Genomic DNA, 16,622 nt, shown 5'->3' on the forward strand with positions numbered 1-16,622 from the left:
CCATTAACTCCGTCCCTACTGGTTCCCCGTCCCTACTAGTTTCTAGCGCTGTACGCGTCCTGCCCCGTCACTATCCATCAGTGCAAGAACTTCATTTTCTGAGATAAAGTTTAAATCGCCAGGAATAGTGTGTTTGATTGCTGCGGCAGCAAGTCCGAATTCCAGAGCTTTTTCAGCACCCATATCGGATAGAATTCCATGAAGTACTCCAGAGGCAAAGGAATCTCCGCCGCCAACACGGTCGACAATATGAAGATTGTAATTGCTTCCCTGATAAAGTCCTGAACTGGTACATATAGCACCGGACCAACCATTATCAGAAGCGCTTATGCTGTTTCTGAGTGTTGTGATCAGGTGAGTAAATCCATAATGTTTCATTACGTTTGTCATGTGTTCTTCATCGACACAAATGCTGTAATCACCATTAATAAAGTCAGTATCACCTTCTGTATAACCAAGACATTTTGCAGCATCTCTTGCATTTCCAAAGCAAATATCTACATAAGGCATCATATCAGAAAGCATTTTCTGTTTTCCTTCTACATCTTCTGTCCAGAGTTTTGCACGATAGTTCAGATCAAAAGATACTGTAACACCATGGTCTTTTGCTTTCTTTAAAGCTGTCATAGTAAGTTCGGCAGCAGTATCGCTAAGAACAGGAGTTATACCGGATACATGAAACAAGTCAACTCTTTCGAAAATAGTGTCGAAATCGAATTCTTCTGCGAGTGCCTGAGTAATAGCCGAATCCGCTCGATCATAAACAACGCTGGAAGGGCGGACAGAAGCACCATTTTCCAGAAAATAAATTCCGAGACGTTTACCGCCTCTTACAATGTAGCGGCAGTCAACACCGAGCTTTTTCATTGTTGCAACTGCGGCATCACCGATTGCGTTAGCAGGAATCTTAGATACGAATGCAGCATCATTTCCAAATTGTGCTAAAGAAGCAGCAACATTGGCTTCAGCACCGCCGTAATTGATTTCAAAATCAGAAGCCTGTGCAAAACGCTGATATCCCGGAGGGGAAAGTCTCAGCATAATTTCTCCTAAAGTAACGACCTTAGCCATTATTTCACCTCCCGGGCAGAATGAACAAGTTCAACGGCCTCTTTTGTAAGAGCTGTAATTTCATTAAATTTTCCTTCAGAAACAAGACTTCCTTTTACCATCCAGCTTCCGCCGCAAGCGATGATTTTATTATACTGGAGATAAGGTGTGATGTTTTGTGGGTTTATTCCGCCGGTTGGCATGAATCTTAACATAGTGTATGGTGCTGCGACAGCTTTGATCATAGCCAGTCCGCCGGATGGTTCAGCAGGGAAAAATTTAACTACTTCTAATCCAAGTTCAATAGCCTGTTCCATTTCGCTAGGAGTAACAACTCCAGGTGTAACAGGAATATTTTTCTCCAGACAATATTTTACAACTTTTGGATTCAGTCCTGGGCTGACGATGAATTTAGCACCTGCAGAAACGGCACGGTCTACCTGTTCGGTTGTGAGAACAGTACCGGCTCCAACAACCATGTCAGGATATTCAGATGTCATGATGCGGATAGATTCTTCAGCAGCATCTGTGCGGAAAGTTACTTCCGCACAGGCAAGACCACCATCACAAAGTGCTTTTGCAAGAGGTGCTGCATCTTTTGCATCATCAAGTACAACAACAGGCACGATACCAAACTGTTCTAATTTTTCTAATGTTGAATTCATAATATATCTCCTTGATTTCATATATGATGATGAGTTATTTCTAAAAAATATTACAGAAGAGATTTCATAACCTCGTAAGTACCTTTTTCACGAATCTGTGTCAGATAATTGCAAACTGCAGCTTCAAATCCTTCCAGTGCTGTAAGATCTTCGCCCCAGAAATCTGTATTTGTGCAAACTGCGTGAACGAGATCTTCTACGGAATCATCTTTGTGTGCAAGATAGAATTCCAGTACATTTTTGTCATCTTTTACTGTGTAATCATTTCCTTTTCTGCTTGCTACAAGACCATCTTCTGTCAAGGTATGACCATTGAAGAAAGCAATGTAAAATGCAAAGGAAGCAGTAATGCAAGCAGGAAGAGAACCCTGGCGTTTGATGTACTCTTTTAATGATGGCATTACACGAGCTTTCCATTTAGATGTAGAGTTTAATGAAATTGCAAGTAAAGCGTGATCGATAAATGGGTTTTTGAAACGTTCTGTTACAGCTGATGCAAAATCAAGTAATTCTTCTTTTGGAAGATTCAGTGTAGGGATGATCTCATCATAAATTGTTTTGTTCATGAATCCGCAGATTACATCATCATGCATACAATCTCTTACAATATCCTGTCCTGCAAGGTAAGCACCGAGAACAAAGGAAGTGTGAGCTCCGTTTAAGATACGGACTTTACGCTGTTTGTAAGGTTTATGGTTATCTGTGATCAAGATAGGAAGTTCTGCTTTATCTACAGGGAACTCATCTTTGATAGACTGAGGACCTTCAATTACCCAGAATCCGAAAATCTCACCTGTATCAATTAAGTTGTCTTTGTATCCGAGTTCTTCGCAGATTGCATCTGCTTCATTTCTAGGATACCCTGTAACGATACGGTCAACTAATGTAGAACAGAAAGTATTTTCTTTTTTGATCCATGCAATAAAATCTTCACCGAGATTCCACTGCTCAGCATACTTCAGTACGCATTTTTCAAGCTCTTTTCCATTGTCATCAATCAGCTCACATGAAAGAATGATGAATCCTTTTCCTTCTTCCTGACCAAATTTCTGGAAACGACGATATAAGAACTGAGTCAGTTTTCCAGGATAAGAATTGGCAGGAGTATCTGTAAACTGGCAGGAAGGATCGTATGCGATTCCAGCCTCTGTTGTATTGCATGTGATAAATCTTAAATCAGGATTAGAAGCACATTCAAGAACAGCTTCGAAATCACTATATGGGTTCAGGCAGCGGCTAACGCATGAAATCACACGTTTTTTGTTTACTTCCTGTCCGTCCTGAAAACCTCTTAAGAAGAGAGTGTAAAGTCCTTCCTGTTCATTTATCATATCAGAAAGTCCGGATCTGATTGGCTGGCAGAGGACAACCTTGGAATTAAATCCAGCTTTTTCATTCATAACGTCGATGAAATAGTCAACAAATGCACGAAGGAAATTTCCTTCACCAAACTGGAGTACACGTTCAGGAGCATCCTCGAGAAGATATCCTGAATAATTTTGTTCTTTTAATGTTTCGTAAGAAAGTTTTTTCATGATTATTATATCCTTTCAATAAAGAGTGTTAAAAAATACTCGACTTGAATATTTGTTTTTTGTGTTTTTAGAGTGTTACGCCTTGTTTAAAAATTGCCATGTCGTGGAATCCTGCTTCTTCAGATTTTGATTTCTTACCGGATGCAATATCAATGACGAAATCAAGCAGTTGGTCTGCAAGCTCATCAGCCGGTGTATCATCAACGAGAACACCACAGTTAAAATCAATCCAGTTCTTCTTTTTCTGAGCAAGAAGATTATTGGAAGAAATCTTTACGGTTGGTACCGGACAGGCAAATGGTGTTCCGCGTCCTGTTGTGAAAAGGACAATGTGTGCTCCGGAAGCAGCCAGGGCAGTCGCGGCAACAAGATCATTTCCAGGGGCACTTAAAAGGTTTAACCCTTTTGTACATACAGGTTCTCCATAAGCAAGCACACCTTTAACGGCAGCAGTACCAGATTTCTGTGTGCATCCGAGAGATTTGTCTTCCAACGTAGAAATTCCACCTTTTTTATTTCCAGGGGATGGATTTTCGTAAATGGTTTGTCCGTGACGTTTGAAATATTCTTTAAAGTCATTAATGAGAGTTACTGTCTTATCAAAGAGTGCTTTGTCTTCACAACGATTCATCAGCAATGTCTCAGCACCAAACATCTCTGGAACCTCAGTGAGGATTGTAGAGCCTCCCATTGCAATCAGTCTGTCAGAGAATCCACCGACAGTTGGGTTGGCTGTGATGCCGGAAAGTCCGTCGGAACCTCCACATTTCATACCAATCACAAGCTCGCTGCAGCTGATAGGTTCTCTTTTGAATTGATTTGCATAAGCGGCAAGTTCACGTACAACTTCGATTCCGTCTGCAATTTCATCTTCACATTCCTGAGCAACAAGGAAACGGACACGCTTAGGATCGTATTCTCCGATATGTTTCTTTAATTCGTCAATGTTGCTGTTTTCACATCCAAGTCCGAGAACAAGAACGCCTCCTGCGTTTGGATGGTTGACAAGATCAGCCAGAATCTGGCGAGTGTGATCCTGATCATCGCCCATCTGGGAACATCCATAAGGATGAGTAAAGGCAATGACTCCTTCTACATTATCAGTTACAAATGCCTGAGAGCCTTTTTCAATTGCCTGAGCTACGTTGTTTACGCATCCGACAGTCGGAATAATCCAGACCTCATTGCGGACTCCGGCACGTCCGTCATTTCTTCTGTATCCATTGAAGAAACGGGATTCTTTTTCAGCAAGTGGAGCTGTTTCTTTGTTATATGTATAAGTAAGAAGATCTCCGAGTCCTGTTTTCATGTTATGAGTATGGATCCAGGAACCTTTCGTGATGTCAGTTTTAGCAACTCCGATGGAATTTCCATATTTAATGATTGAGTCCCCTTCGGTGATGTTTGTTAAAGCAAATTTGTGTCCCTGAGGGATGTCTTCTGTTAATACTATTATCTGATCGTCGATTTGAATTTCTGTTCCTTTCTTTAAAGGAGACAGTGCAACTGCGACTGTATCAGCAGGATGGATTTTAATAAATGGTTTCAAAGGTTAATTAGTCCTCCTTTCAATATTTTAGAACTGTTAAATGCAATTACTCACAAATATGTAAGAGCTTACATATAAAGTATAACGAAATAGGAAAAAGGTCAATATCAAAATGGAAAAAACAAGTGGATTTGTGAAAAAGAGACAAAAATAGAAGGAAAATATTGTGGAAAAATAAAGGGAAAATGTTTGCATTATGCAATTGGAAAGAGTATACTATAGCTGTCTGTGTAAGAGCTTACAAAAACAGAGACGAAATAGGAGAAAACAAACATGAAAGCATTTATGGATAAAGACTTTTTATTATCTTCAGAAACATCACAGAAACTTTTTCACGAGTATGCAGAGAATATGCCAATTGTAGACTATCACTGCCATATTAACCCACAGGAAATAGCAGAAGATAGAAAGTTTGAAAATATTACACAGGTATGGCTTGGCGGAGATCATTACAAATGGCGTCAGATGCGCTCAAATGGAGTGGATGAATATTATATTACAGGCGGTGCAAGCGACCGTGAAAAATTCCAGAAATGGGCAGAGACTCTTGAAAAGGCAATCGGAAACCCTCTGTATCATTGGAGTCATTTAGAGTTGCAGAGATATTTCGGATATACAGGACATTTGTGCGGAGAGACAGCAGAAGAAGTCTGGAATCTGTGTAATGCAAAATTACAGGAAGATGGAATGTCTGTAAGAAATCTGATCCGTCAGTCAAATGTGAAATTAATTTGTACTACAGATGATCCGGTAGATTCGCTGGAATGGCATAAAAAACTGGCAGAGGATGATACTTTTGAAGTTCAGGTACTTCCAGCATGGCGTCCGGATAAAGCTATGAATCTGGAAAAACCAGAATATGCAGATTATATGAAAACTCTTTCGGAAGTAAGCGGAATCGAAGTAAAAGATTTTGCTACTATGAAAGAAGCTATTTTGAACAGAATGGATTTCTTTGCTTCTATGGGCTGCTCTGTATCAGACCATGCGTTGGAGTATGTAATGTACGCACCTGCTACAGAAGAGGAAGTTGATGCGATTTTCAAAAAAGCATTGGCAGGTGAAAGTATCACAAGAGAAGAAGAAATGAAATTTAAGATGGCATTTATGCAGTTTGTTGCAAGAGCTTATCATAAGAGAAATTGGGTAATGCAGATTCATTATGGATGTAAACGTGATAATAATGCACTGATGTATGCAAAGCTTGGACCGGATACAGGATTCGATTGTATCAACAATTATGCTCCAAGTGCACAGACAGCGGATTTCCTGAATTCTTTGATCGCAACAGATGAACTTCCGAAGACAATCTTGTATTCGTTGAATCCTTGTGACAATGAAGCAATTGGAACAATTCTTGGATGTTTCCAGGGAACAGAGGCAGCAGGAAAGATCCAGCAGGGAAGTGCATGGTGGTTCAACGATCACAAGACTGGTATGATCGCTCAGATGACATCTCTTGCAAACTTAGGGCTTTTGTCTAACTTTGTAGGAATGCTTACAGATTCCAGAAGTTTCTTGTCTTACACAAGACATGAGTATTTCAGAAGAATTCTCTGCGAACTGATTGGAGGATGGGTTGAGAACGGAGAATATCCGGCAGATTATAAAGTGCTTGAGCAGATTGTAAAAGGAATTTCTTATAATAATGCAGTCAAATATTTCGGATTTGATATTTCTGAATAATTAAATTATAATAAATTTAGGCGTGGTGTCTATTTTGAAAGTTCAAGTCGAGCATCCGCGAGACTTGGCGCGTGATTCTGGGCAGCATAAGCTGACACATTCTTTACAGAATCACTGCGCATCCTCGCGGAGCGTTTATCTCAGTCGGAGATTGGACTCCCACTGAGACAAATTTGCTGTTACTCACCACCTGAAAGAGGTGGGAGTCTTCTCGACTGAGATAAAACTGTTGCGACGTTTACATATGAGGATACCATTTACGGATGACAGAAAATAGAAAGAGAGGACACGGCAATTAATATATATGATATAGCAAAACTTTCAGGTGTATCCATTGCGACCGTATCCAGAGTGGTAAATGGAAGTCCGAGAGTCAGCGAAAAAACAAAACAAAAAGTATTGGCTGTAATGAAGGAAAATGATTACACGCCGAATGTCTTCGCGAGAGGACTTGGACTTGATTCAATGAAAACAGTAGGAATTATTTGTCCGAATATTGCAGATAGTTATATGGCGAAAGCGGTTGCGTATCTTGAGAGTAGTTTACATAGTTATGGATATGACTGTATTTTAGGATGCAGCGGTTTTGGTCAGGAAGAAAAACAAAATTATGTGAATATGCTTTTGTCAAAAAGAATTGATACTCTGGTACTTGTCGGTTCTACTTATGCAGGAAATGGAAAAGATGAGTATGATACGGATTATATCCGGGAAGCAGCAAAAAAAACTCCTGTTTTTATGATTAATGGGCGTGTCAGAGGAGACAATATATATTGTGCATGTGCAGATGATTATCAGGCAACTTATGAGGTGACAAAATCCATGATCCGCAGAGGAAGAGAGAGAATCCTCTTTATGTATGATTCGGATTCCTTCAGTGGACGTCAGAAAATGAAAGGGTATGAGGCTGCACTCGCAGACGCAGGATATCCAATCAGAGGCGAGCTGAAATTCCGCACGAAGAATGATATCGAATATACGAAGAATCTTCTTTTGGAATACAGTAGAACGCTGGAGTTTGACGGAGTACTTGCAACAGAGGATGCGATGGCTATCGGAGCAGTGAAGTATGCCAAAGTAAAAGCTATTTCCGTTCCGGAAGAATTGTCGATCAGCGGATATAATGATTCTATTATGGCAATCAGCAGCGAACCAGAGCTGACTTCCGTGGACAGTAAACTTAACGTACTTTGCAAGACAACCGTAGATCATATGATCAGCCTTCTGGAGAAGCAGGAAGAGATTGAGAAAAATGTAGTTGTGCCGTGCGAGATCGTGAAGCGGTGCACAACAGATTTTTAGGACCATTGGGGACGGAGTTTTCCGGCTTTTTTTGTAGAAAAAAGCCGGAAAACTCCGTCCCCAATGGTCTCTTTGGTCTACTGATTGGTAATCTGTCCATCCTTCATCAATATAAGTTTTCCATCGAGGCTGGTTGCCTCTTCATAGTTGTTGGTGACGTAAAGCACGGTCAGATTTAGTTCTTTATTGATTCTTTGAATATCCTGTAGCATATCAGCACGAAGTTCGTCGCTGCCGTGAGCGAAATCTTCATCTACAAGTAAAACTTTTGGATGGCAGACAGTGGCACGGCAAAGTGCAATCTTCTGCTTTTGAGCATCTGTTAATTCTGTTACTTTTTTATTTAAAACATCCTCAATACCAAAAAATTTCACAGCGGTTTTTACGCGTGTGTCAATGACATTGCGAGGCATATTACGAAGTTTTAAGCCAAGTGCAATATTTTCATAAGCACTTAAGTAGCCGTAAAGACGATAATTTTGGAATGCCATTGCAAGTTTACGATCTCTAGGCAAAATGTCATTTAATAATTCATCACCGAGATAGATTTGACCGGAAGAAATATCTTCCAGACCTCCAATCATTCGTAAGATGGTAGATTTTCCGCATCCGCTTGGACCATGAAATGTTACAAATTCGCCGTCTTCAATTGTAAGAGAAACATCCTTGACGGACACAAAACCATTCGGATATATTTTATTTAAATTTTTTAGAGTAATACTTGCCATAAGGATTACCTCCCCAGTTAAAATAAATTTATTACTACATATAAATTTCGACCTGCAGTAATATAGAAAATGAGTAAAAACACTTGCATTTGATAGCTTTATTCTACTACAATCATGTAAGGAAGACAATTATGGAGTCTATATAAAAAATGAAAATTTGATTAACCAAGTCACCGCTTATAGAAAATAGGTAAATCAAGAGATACAAAAGAATGAACGAAGGGAAAGAGATAACGATGTTATACGATGAGATTATAAATATTGTGACACTTGCAGGGGAGATGATTTTACAGGCGCATGAAGAAGAATTAACGATATATGATAAAGCCGGAATATCTAATTTTGTGACAAAGCATGATAAAGATGTACAGTCTTATTTGATCCGTAATTTAAGAATTATTCTTCCAGAAGCAAATTTCCTGGCGGAAGAAGATGGAATTCAACAAGAATTGGGTGAAGGATATTGTTTTATTATTGATCCGATAGACGGGACAACTAATTTTATTTTTGACTATAAGCATAGCTGTATTTCGGTAGGGCTGGCATACCATGGAAAGATGCAGTTTGGTTGTGTATACAATCCATATACAAGAGAAATGTATACTGCGATAAAGGGAGAGGGAGCAAAACTCAACGGTAAGGAAATCCACAGTTCAGATAAAGGACTCTCAGAGAATCTTGCAGCCTTCGGTTGTGCTCGTTATCAGACAGAGGACACAGACAGAATATTTGATTATGCAAAGAAATTGTACTTAAACAGCCTTGGAATCCGAGAAGGTGGTTCAGCGGCACTTGATATTTGCAGGGTTGCTTCGGGAGCAAACGGAGTATATGTGGAATTAATGTTGCAGCCGTGGGATTATGCGGCGGCATCGTTGATCGTAATGGAAGCAGGTGGATTTATATCTACGGCAGAAGGTGGTTTGATTTCTTTGGAACAGCCAAGTTCGATTCTGGCAGCAGGACGCACATGCTGGAAAGAAGCGATGAAGTTGTTAAATTAAGTGGCAAGATGTTTTTAGCACAGGACATGAAATTGGAAGCAATCAATCCGATTTTGATAACAATAAAATAAATTTAAATACCGTAGAATATAGGGCTTATCCAATCCATAAGATAAAAATAACTCTATAGTCTGCGGTGTTTTTATGTCTTTTTTTAATGGAATACAAGAAAATAAAATAGAGAAAGGAAAAAAGAACGTTAATTATATAACAACTCAAAAAATAAGAGCATTTTCAGTAATCGCCGGCACAATAGGAATTCTGTTACTATCCGGCTGTCAATCTGAGACTTCTGCAGGGCAGAATCGACAATTCCGTCAATTTACGAAGCAATTGTTTTGCCAGGAATTGTCGTCAAATACGATAAGTTTACATTACACATTGAAAAATCCGAAAGAGTATGATATTCGGGAAAATGAAGTGACTTTTGGGACATTTCCGACAGATAATAAAAATCTACTTGCAGCGGTGGAAAACTTAGAAGAAGTGTTGAAAACTTTTGACTACAACAAGCTTTCGGTGAAAAACTCTTTAACTTATGATGTTTTGAAATGCTATTTAAATATGACCGAGCGTGATGCGGAGTATATTTTGTATGACGAGCCTATGGGATTGGTCAGTGGCGTGCAGACACAGTTGCCGGTTATTTTATCGGAATATCCGTTTTATGAGCAGTCTGATGTGGATACATATTTACAGTTGATGAAAACAACACCGGAGTATTTTGCGTCTTTGTTAAAATTCGAGCAGAAAAAATCAAAGGCTGGCTTATTTATGTCGGATAAAATGGCAGAGCAGGTAATCGAGCAGTGTAAGGCATTTCGAGATATGGGAGAAAATAATTATTTGTATTCTACATTTGCAGAGCGGGTTTGGACAGTAACTTCCCTTTCGGATAAACAAAAGAGTGACTATATACAGAAAAATGCAAGAATGATGAAGGCATATGTACTTCCGGCATATGACAATCTGATTTGTACGATAGAAAAATTAAAAGGAAGTGGAAAAAATGAGCAGGGCTTGTGTTATTTGCCAAAGGGAAAAGACTACTATGAACAGGTAGTTGAGGCTTCAACCGGTTCAACGCGTTCAGTCGAGGAAATCCGGGATATGACGAGGCGGCAAATGATGGAAGACTTAGAGGCAATGGAGCGGGTGATACAAAATTCCGAGCGAGAAGTGAATGCTGCGATCCCGCAGAATCCGGTATCGATTTTACAGGATCTTCAGACGAAAATATTGACCAGTTTTCCAGAACTTCCGGATACAACTTATGAGGTTAAATATGTTCCGAAAGCAATGCAGGAGCACTTAAGTCCGGCATTTTATATGATACCTGCAATTGATGCGTATAATGAAAATGTTATTTATGTAAATGAAGCACAGATAGGAAATACAATGGCTTTGTTTACGACATTGGCACACGAAGGATATCCGGGACATTTATATCAGACAGTTTATTTTGCAAATACAAATCCTGATCCTATCCGTACAATTTTAAATTTTGGAGGATATGTAGAAGGATGGGCAACTTATGCGGAAATGTGCAGTTATTATCTTGCACCGCTGACAAAGGATCAGGCAACGTTGTTGCAGAAAAATAGTTCAATCGTATTAGGGCTTTATACTCTGGCAGATATCGGAATACATTATGATGGATGGAGCAGGGAAGATGCAATTTCATTTTATAAAAAATATGGAATTGGTGATGAGGATAATATAAATCAAATTTATGATCTGATATTAGGAAGCCCGGGGAATTATTTGAAATATTATGTGGGTTATGTGGAATTTCTGGAATTAAAAAAAGACTGGGTGAAAGCATACGGAAGTCAGGCATCACAAAAAGAATTTCATAAGGCTGTGCTGGATGTTGGACCGGCACCATTTAAAGTAGTGGAAAAATATATTGGAAGGAAGCTCGATAAATGAATCGATTAGGGGAAGGGGTGATATTTATACAATAAAAAATGGTAAAAAAGGACATTTTTTAACCTCTAATAGACAATCTTGGCTAAATGCTGAAAATGGGGTGCATAAGACAGATTATGTGATACAATGTAGCCAATTAATAATCTGTGAAAGGCGGTAATAACATGTTAGAAGAACTGAAAAAACGAGTATATGAGGCCAATATGCTTTTGCCAAAGTATAAATTGATTACATTTACATGGGGAAATGTAAGTGAGATAGACCCGGAGACAGGATATTTTGCAATCAAGCCAAGTGGAGTGGAGTATGATGAACTGACACCTGACGATATGGTTATCATGGATCTGGAGGGAAATAAAATCGAAGGAAAATACAATCCATCTTCTGATACTGCTACACATATCGAAATTTATAAAGGAATGCCGGATGTAAAGGGAATTGTGCATACACATTCTCCATGGGCAACAAGCTGGGCACAAGCAGGAAGAGGAATTCCTTGTTATGGAACAACACATGCTGATTATATGTATGGAGAAATTCCATGTGTTCGAAATTTGACAAAGGAAGAAATCGAAGAAGCTTACGAGAAGAATACGGGAGTTTTGATCGTAGATCATTTTAAAGATACAGAATATATGGCAATGCCGGCAGTATTGTGCAAAAATCATGGAACATTTACATGGGGCAAGAATGCAAAAGATGCTGTACACAATGCGGTTGTATTGGAAGAGGTTGCGAAGATGGCGGCCAGAACAGAGATGTTGAATCCGCAGGTACAGCCGGCTCCACAGGAATTACAGGATAAGCATTATTATCGTAAGCATGGGGCGAATGCTTACTATGGACAGAAGTAGGTAAAATTGCTATTTAGTTCATTAAGTTGGATAAGCGTCCCTGAGAAAAATATTGGATATGAATTTCTGTTCAGACTCCGTCAGCGGGAAATACATAAAGGTCAGAATTATTACTAAAAAACAGAGCTTAGAAACCAGCAACTCGGGCTACGCCCTCAAACAGCAAGTTTCTAAGCTCTAACGTAAAATTCTGACCTTTTAGTATTTCCAATCGCTTCCTTTGTATTCACCGAAATTCATATCCAATATTTTTTCTCAGTGCGTTATCGTAAATCTAATGAATTAAAAAGCAAAACTTTACTGGGGAGTATCCGCAAGGTCTAGAAAGTGCAGGTTGAGGATGCAGAATTTCAATGAGAAGCATCCTCACGTTATCGAAAACGTGAGATGTAGATGCAAAATTTGCGAAGGAAGTATCTTTAAATCCCAGAAAAAGCAAGATGTAGATGCAATTGTGCATGACAGGCAGGCTGAAAAGTATCTGCAAGTTTAAAGAAAAGTAGGTTGCGGATACATCGGTCTCAAAAAAAGCATCTGCAACAGCGAATATCAAGCTAGTGCAGATACAACAGTTGTCAAAAAAGCATCTGCGACAGCAAATAAACCCAGGATATAGATACATCAGACACCAGAAAAGTAAATCCATCATCGCTTCACCTATTTCAATTACGGTACACCACAAAGCAAGAAAAAGACTATGCAATCCAGCGAATTGGAGTCGGGCTTGCCCGACGAAGCTCCCGCAGGAATGCATAGTCTTTTTCTTGCTTGGGGCTGTCGTGAACTAAATAGCAAGAAGCTCTTGACAATTCAAAAAAATTTGCTATAATAACTCACGTTGAAAAAATAATAATTTTAGTACAAATGGTAGTGAAATAACGGCGGGTGCTGTTCAAGCGAAAGTTTGGATCAGCATCCGTTTTTTGTCGAGAAAGTTTCATGGCAGAGATATCTGCATGAAAGAGTATCTGTAAAATGTCTGAAATGATACCGTGAAATAAGCTGTCTGCATTAGGAGGAGAAAAATGCCACAGAATAAGAGAGAGAGTTTGATTTTTACTGTCATGATGTGTTTCACAATGGTTTTTGTAATGAGTATTTACAATGTTTCACTTCACATGGGAGGGCTTTCTGTAGCGTCTGTACAGCAGGCATGGATGGGATTCCCAATCGCGTACATTTTCGCAATGTGCTGCGACTGGTTTGTTGTATCAAAAGCTGCGAAAGGCTTTGCATTCCGTTTTCTTGTGAAACCGGGCGATAACGGTTTGAAAATTGCAATCTGTGTATCTTGCTGTATGGTAATCCCAATGGTTATCATTATGTCTTTATATGGTGCGTTGGAAGTTGCAGTAAGTCAGGGGTTATGGAGTCAGGTAGGAATTATTTGGCTGACAAATATTCCGAAGAACTTTATAGTTGCACTGCCATTGCAGTTGCTGATCGCTGGACCACTTGTAAGAAAAGTATTCCGTACATTGTTCCCGGAAGGAAAAGTATTAGCTTAATAAAATAGTATGAGAATGGATAAAATGAGTCTGTAATTTTTAGGTGAAAATTGCAGGCTCATTTTCTTGTTATACATATAACAAGAAGGTGTAAGGGAATAAAATATTATCTAATAATATGTCGGATTCTCAAAAAGAAACAACATGGACTTTCTATATTTGTTTCGGTACACTTATTTTAGAGTAAACAATTGTATGAAACGAAAAGGAAGTATAACGGTATGAGAATCAGCCAATTAAGAGTAAATAACGTGGAACATCCATTGGGATTTCAAGTAGAATCACTGAGTTTTTCGTGGAAAGTGGAAGAGGCGGGAAGTGCAAAAAAAATGCAGTCAGCCAGAATACGAATCTTTCAGGGAGAAGAGCAAATCTATGACAGCGGAGAAGATGACAAGGCAGGCAGCATGGATTATCAGGTGAACTTGGAGCTACAACCGAGAACACGTTATACATGGAGTGTGGAAGTAAAAGCAGACAATGGAGAAAGTGCAAAAGCAGAGTCTTATTTTGAAACCGGTAAAATGAAAGAAAGCTGGACAGCCAAATGGATTGCACCGCAGATAGAGGATGAGGATATCCATCCGATTATGTGGAAAACTTTCGAAGCAGGTCTGGAGGATGTGAATAAATCCGCAAGATTATATATGTGTGGTCTGGGAGTATACGAAGTATATATCAATGGAAAAAAGGTCGGAAAAGAGTATTTGGCTCCGGGATATCACTCTTATGATTTTCATTTACAGGTACAGACTTATGATGTGGCAGAATATTTGCAGGAAGGTAAGAATGAGATTCAAATTTGGCTTGGAAAAGGGTGGTTCAAAGGCAGACTTGGATTTGATGGTGGCTATACGAATCTGTATGGAGAATATTGCTGTGCAATCGGAGAATTGTATATCGGAAACACAGCACAACCGACAATCTGCACTGACGAAGAGTGGAAATATCGTCAGTCACCGATTGTAGAGAGTAACATCTATGACGGAGAAGTTTACGATGCCAGAATAGAAACTTCTATAAAAGAAGAATTACAGCGAGAGGCAGAAGGCGGAGACTCTGCATGGAAAGCGGTTTCAGTTCGCAGACCACAGCGATGTGGAGAACTTAATGACAGATATAGTCTTCCGATAGTAAAACATGAAGAATTCCATCCGGAACTCATTCAGACACCGAAGAAGGAAATGGTATTGGATTTCGGACAGAATCTGACCGGTTGGGTGGAGATTGACGCAGAACTTTCAAAAGGAATGACAGTGACGTTGTCTGCATCGGAAATTCTTCAGGATGAATGTTTCTATCGGGAAAATTTAAGAACTGCAAAGGCAGAGTTTACTTATATCTCAAACGGGAAAAAAGCACATGTAAGGCCACATTTCACATTCTATGGATTCCGTTATATGAAAGTAGAAATTAAATCCTTGGATGGAAAAGATGTTACGGAAGAATGGATTACTAAGATTTCATTTGCAGCATATCATCTGAGAAGTGATTTTGAACAGATTGGAGAGATTACAACCGGTGACAGTAAAGTAAATCAGTTGTTCTCCAATGCATTGTGGGGACAGAAAGACAATTTTCTGGATGTACCGACAGACTGCCCGCAGCGTGATGAACGCCTCGGCTGGACAGGAGATGCACAAATCTTTTCAGAAACAGCATGCTACAATATGTATATGCCGGCATTTTATCGGAAATATTTGTGGGATATGCGTGCAGAACAGAGTGTATTGGAGGGTTCGGTTCCAAATGTTGTACCTCGTTTAAAGGAGGGAATGGTATCAGAACATGGTTCGTGCCCGTGGGCTGATGCAGGGGTGATTATCCCATGGAATGTATATCGACAGTATGGAAATCGGACATTACTTGCGGAGTGTTATCCGGGTATGAAAGCATGGGTGGATTGTCAGCGAAAGAAAGAAGAAGCACTTGGTGGTGCACATTTGATTAAGAATGGATTTCATTTTGCTGACTGGCTGGCACTGGACAATGAACAGCCGGGGCCATTTGGTGCTACAGATCCACTTTATATTGCAAGTGCTTATTATTATAAAGATGTTAGGATCGTTGCAGCGTCAGCGGAGATTATAGGTAAAGCCGAGGAGGCAGAAAAATATCAGAGATTATCAGGTGAGATTTTGAAAGCGATTCGGGCAACTTACTTTGATGAAAATGGACTGTGTAACTGCAAGACACAGACCGGTTCCGCAATTGCAATCATGTTTGAATTAAATCCAACCGAAGAGGCAAGACAGCAGGAAGGAAATGTACTGGCACAAAGAGTTGAGGAGAATCATGGACATCTGAATACCGGATTTGTCGGAACAACGATGTTGTGTCCGGCACTTACTGAGACAGGACATCATGATATAGCAGTACAATTATTGCTCAATGAGGAATATCCGGGCTGGTTGTATAGCGTGAACATGGGAGCTACTACAATCTGGGAGCGTTGGAATTCGGTTATGCCGGATGGACATTTAAATAAGGATGGTATGAATAGTCTAAATCATTATAGTTACGGAAGTATCGAAGCCTGGATGTATGGAGAAGTGTGTGGTATCAAACCTGTTGAAGCCGGATTTAAGAAAGCTGAGATTACACCTCATGCGGACAAACGTCTAGGATATGCAGAATGTATATTGGATACTGCAGCGGGATGTTATAAGAGTGGTTGGAAATATGAAGGTGATACAGTTGTATATCGCGTGGAAGTTCCATTTGATGCAGAGGCAGAATTCCGTGTAGAAGGAATGGATTTACAAAAACTGGGAGCCGGAACATATGTATTTGAAGTGAAGGAGTAGCA

Annotated in this window: 12 protein-coding genes; 7 read left to right on the forward strand and 5 right to left on the reverse strand. The window is 39.6% G+C overall.

Translation table 11 applies throughout. The annotated features are described in order from the left end of the window. Positions 1-42: 42 nt before the first annotated feature. From H8S40_RS00145 to H8S40_RS00160, 4 genes are all read right to left on the reverse strand, one after another. On the reverse strand, positions 43-1,071 hold the full coding sequence (locus H8S40_RS00145; protein ID WP_186864256.1) for a sugar kinase: 1,029 nt from the start codon (positions 1,069-1,071) through the stop codon (positions 43-45). Next, complete coding sequence (locus H8S40_RS00150; protein WP_186864257.1) at positions 1,071-1,715, reverse strand: bifunctional 4-hydroxy-2-oxoglutarate aldolase/2-dehydro-3-deoxy-phosphogluconate aldolase; 645 nt, start codon at positions 1,713-1,715, stop codon at positions 1,071-1,073. Before H8S40_RS00150 ends, H8S40_RS00145 begins: the two co-directional genes overlap by 1 nt. A gap of 50 nt (positions 1,716-1,765) precedes the next feature. After that, positions 1,766-3,250 carry a tagaturonate reductase gene (locus H8S40_RS00155; RefSeq protein WP_186864258.1) on the reverse strand — a complete coding sequence of 495 codons (1,485 nt, stop codon included), beginning with the start codon at positions 3,248-3,250 and terminating at the stop codon, positions 1,766-1,768. A gap of 67 nt (positions 3,251-3,317) precedes the next feature. Next, positions 3,318-4,799, reverse strand: coding sequence for a UxaA family hydrolase (locus tag H8S40_RS00160; RefSeq protein WP_186864259.1), 1,482 nt, complete (start codon positions 4,797-4,799; stop codon positions 3,318-3,320). A gap of 273 nt (positions 4,800-5,072) precedes the next feature. On the opposite strand from H8S40_RS00160, the gene uxaC reads away from it, so the two are divergent. Then, positions 5,073-6,485 (forward strand): glucuronate isomerase, encoded by a 1,413-nt coding sequence (gene uxaC / locus H8S40_RS00165; protein ID WP_118738421.1) that lies wholly within the window; start codon positions 5,073-5,075, stop codon positions 6,483-6,485. 309 nt (positions 6,486-6,794) lie between these two features. Further along, the gene (locus H8S40_RS00170; protein ID WP_366482660.1) at positions 6,795-7,787 is read left to right on the forward strand and encodes a LacI family DNA-binding transcriptional regulator; all 993 of its coding nucleotides are present in this window, start codon (positions 6,795-6,797) and stop codon (positions 7,785-7,787) included. Between the two features lie 77 nt (positions 7,788-7,864). On the opposite strand, the gene H8S40_RS00175 is transcribed toward H8S40_RS00170, so the two are convergent. Then, a complete protein-coding gene (locus H8S40_RS00175) occupies positions 7,865-8,515 on the reverse strand; it encodes an ABC transporter ATP-binding protein (RefSeq protein ID WP_186864260.1) in 651 nt (216 codons plus the stop codon). 212 nt (positions 8,516-8,727) lie between these two features. On the opposite strand from H8S40_RS00175, the gene H8S40_RS00180 reads away from it, so the two are divergent. From H8S40_RS00180 to H8S40_RS00200, 5 genes are all read left to right on the forward strand, one after another. Next, complete coding sequence (locus H8S40_RS00180; RefSeq protein ID WP_022074597.1) at positions 8,728-9,519, forward strand: inositol monophosphatase family protein; 792 nt, start codon at positions 8,728-8,730, stop codon at positions 9,517-9,519. Between the two features lie 144 nt (positions 9,520-9,663). Further along, on the forward strand, positions 9,664-11,451 hold the full coding sequence (locus H8S40_RS00185; RefSeq protein ID WP_186864261.1) for a DUF885 domain-containing protein: 1,788 nt from the start codon (positions 9,664-9,666) through the stop codon (positions 11,449-11,451). A gap of 164 nt (positions 11,452-11,615) precedes the next feature. Beyond that, positions 11,616-12,305 (forward strand): L-ribulose-5-phosphate 4-epimerase, encoded by a 690-nt coding sequence (locus H8S40_RS00190; RefSeq protein WP_022074599.1) that lies wholly within the window; start codon positions 11,616-11,618, stop codon positions 12,303-12,305. 1,025 nt (positions 12,306-13,330) lie between these two features. Next, positions 13,331-13,813 carry a DUF2798 domain-containing protein gene (locus H8S40_RS00195; RefSeq protein WP_186864262.1) on the forward strand — a complete coding sequence of 161 codons (483 nt, stop codon included), beginning with the start codon at positions 13,331-13,333 and terminating at the stop codon, positions 13,811-13,813. Positions 13,814-14,034: 221 nt separating this feature from the next. Further along, entirely contained in the window at positions 14,035-16,620 is a 2,586-nt protein-coding gene (locus tag H8S40_RS00200) for an alpha-L-rhamnosidase (protein ID WP_186864263.1), read from the forward strand. Positions 16,621-16,622 lie beyond the last annotated feature (2 nt).

The sequence above is a fragment of the Ruminococcus hominis genome (genome assembly GCF_014287355.1).
Classification (GTDB): domain Bacteria; phylum Bacillota; class Clostridia; order Lachnospirales; family Lachnospiraceae; genus Schaedlerella; species Schaedlerella hominis.

Bases quoted from the DNA above. Each gene is read 5' to 3' on its own strand.
- H8S40_RS00150 (WP_186864257.1), bottom strand. From the start codon at position 1,715: ATGAATTCAACATTAGAAAAATTAGAACAGTTTGGTATCGTGCCTGTT.
- uxaC (WP_118738421.1), top strand. From the start codon at position 5,073: ATGAAAGCATTTATGGATAAAGACTTTTTATTATCTTCAGAAACATCA.
- H8S40_RS00190 (WP_022074599.1), top strand. From the start codon at position 11,616: ATGTTAGAAGAACTGAAAAAACGAGTATATGAGGCCAATATGCTTTTG.
- H8S40_RS00175 (WP_186864260.1), bottom strand. From the start codon at position 8,515: ATGGCAAGTATTACTCTAAAAAATTTAAATAAAATATATCCGAATGGT.
- H8S40_RS00180 (WP_022074597.1), top strand. From the start codon at position 8,728: ATGAACGAAGGGAAAGAGATAACGATGTTATACGATGAGATTATAAAT.
- H8S40_RS00195 (WP_186864262.1), top strand. From the start codon at position 13,331: ATGCCACAGAATAAGAGAGAGAGTTTGATTTTTACTGTCATGATGTGT.
- H8S40_RS00200 (WP_186864263.1), top strand. From the start codon at position 14,035: ATGAGAATCAGCCAATTAAGAGTAAATAACGTGGAACATCCATTGGGA.
- H8S40_RS00155 (WP_186864258.1), bottom strand. From the start codon at position 3,250: ATGAAAAAACTTTCTTACGAAACATTAAAAGAACAAAATTATTCAGGA.
- H8S40_RS00185 (WP_186864261.1), top strand. From the start codon at position 9,664: ATGTCTTTTTTTAATGGAATACAAGAAAATAAAATAGAGAAAGGAAAA.
- H8S40_RS00145 (WP_186864256.1), bottom strand. From the start codon at position 1,071: ATGGCTAAGGTCGTTACTTTAGGAGAAATTATGCTGAGACTTTCCCCT.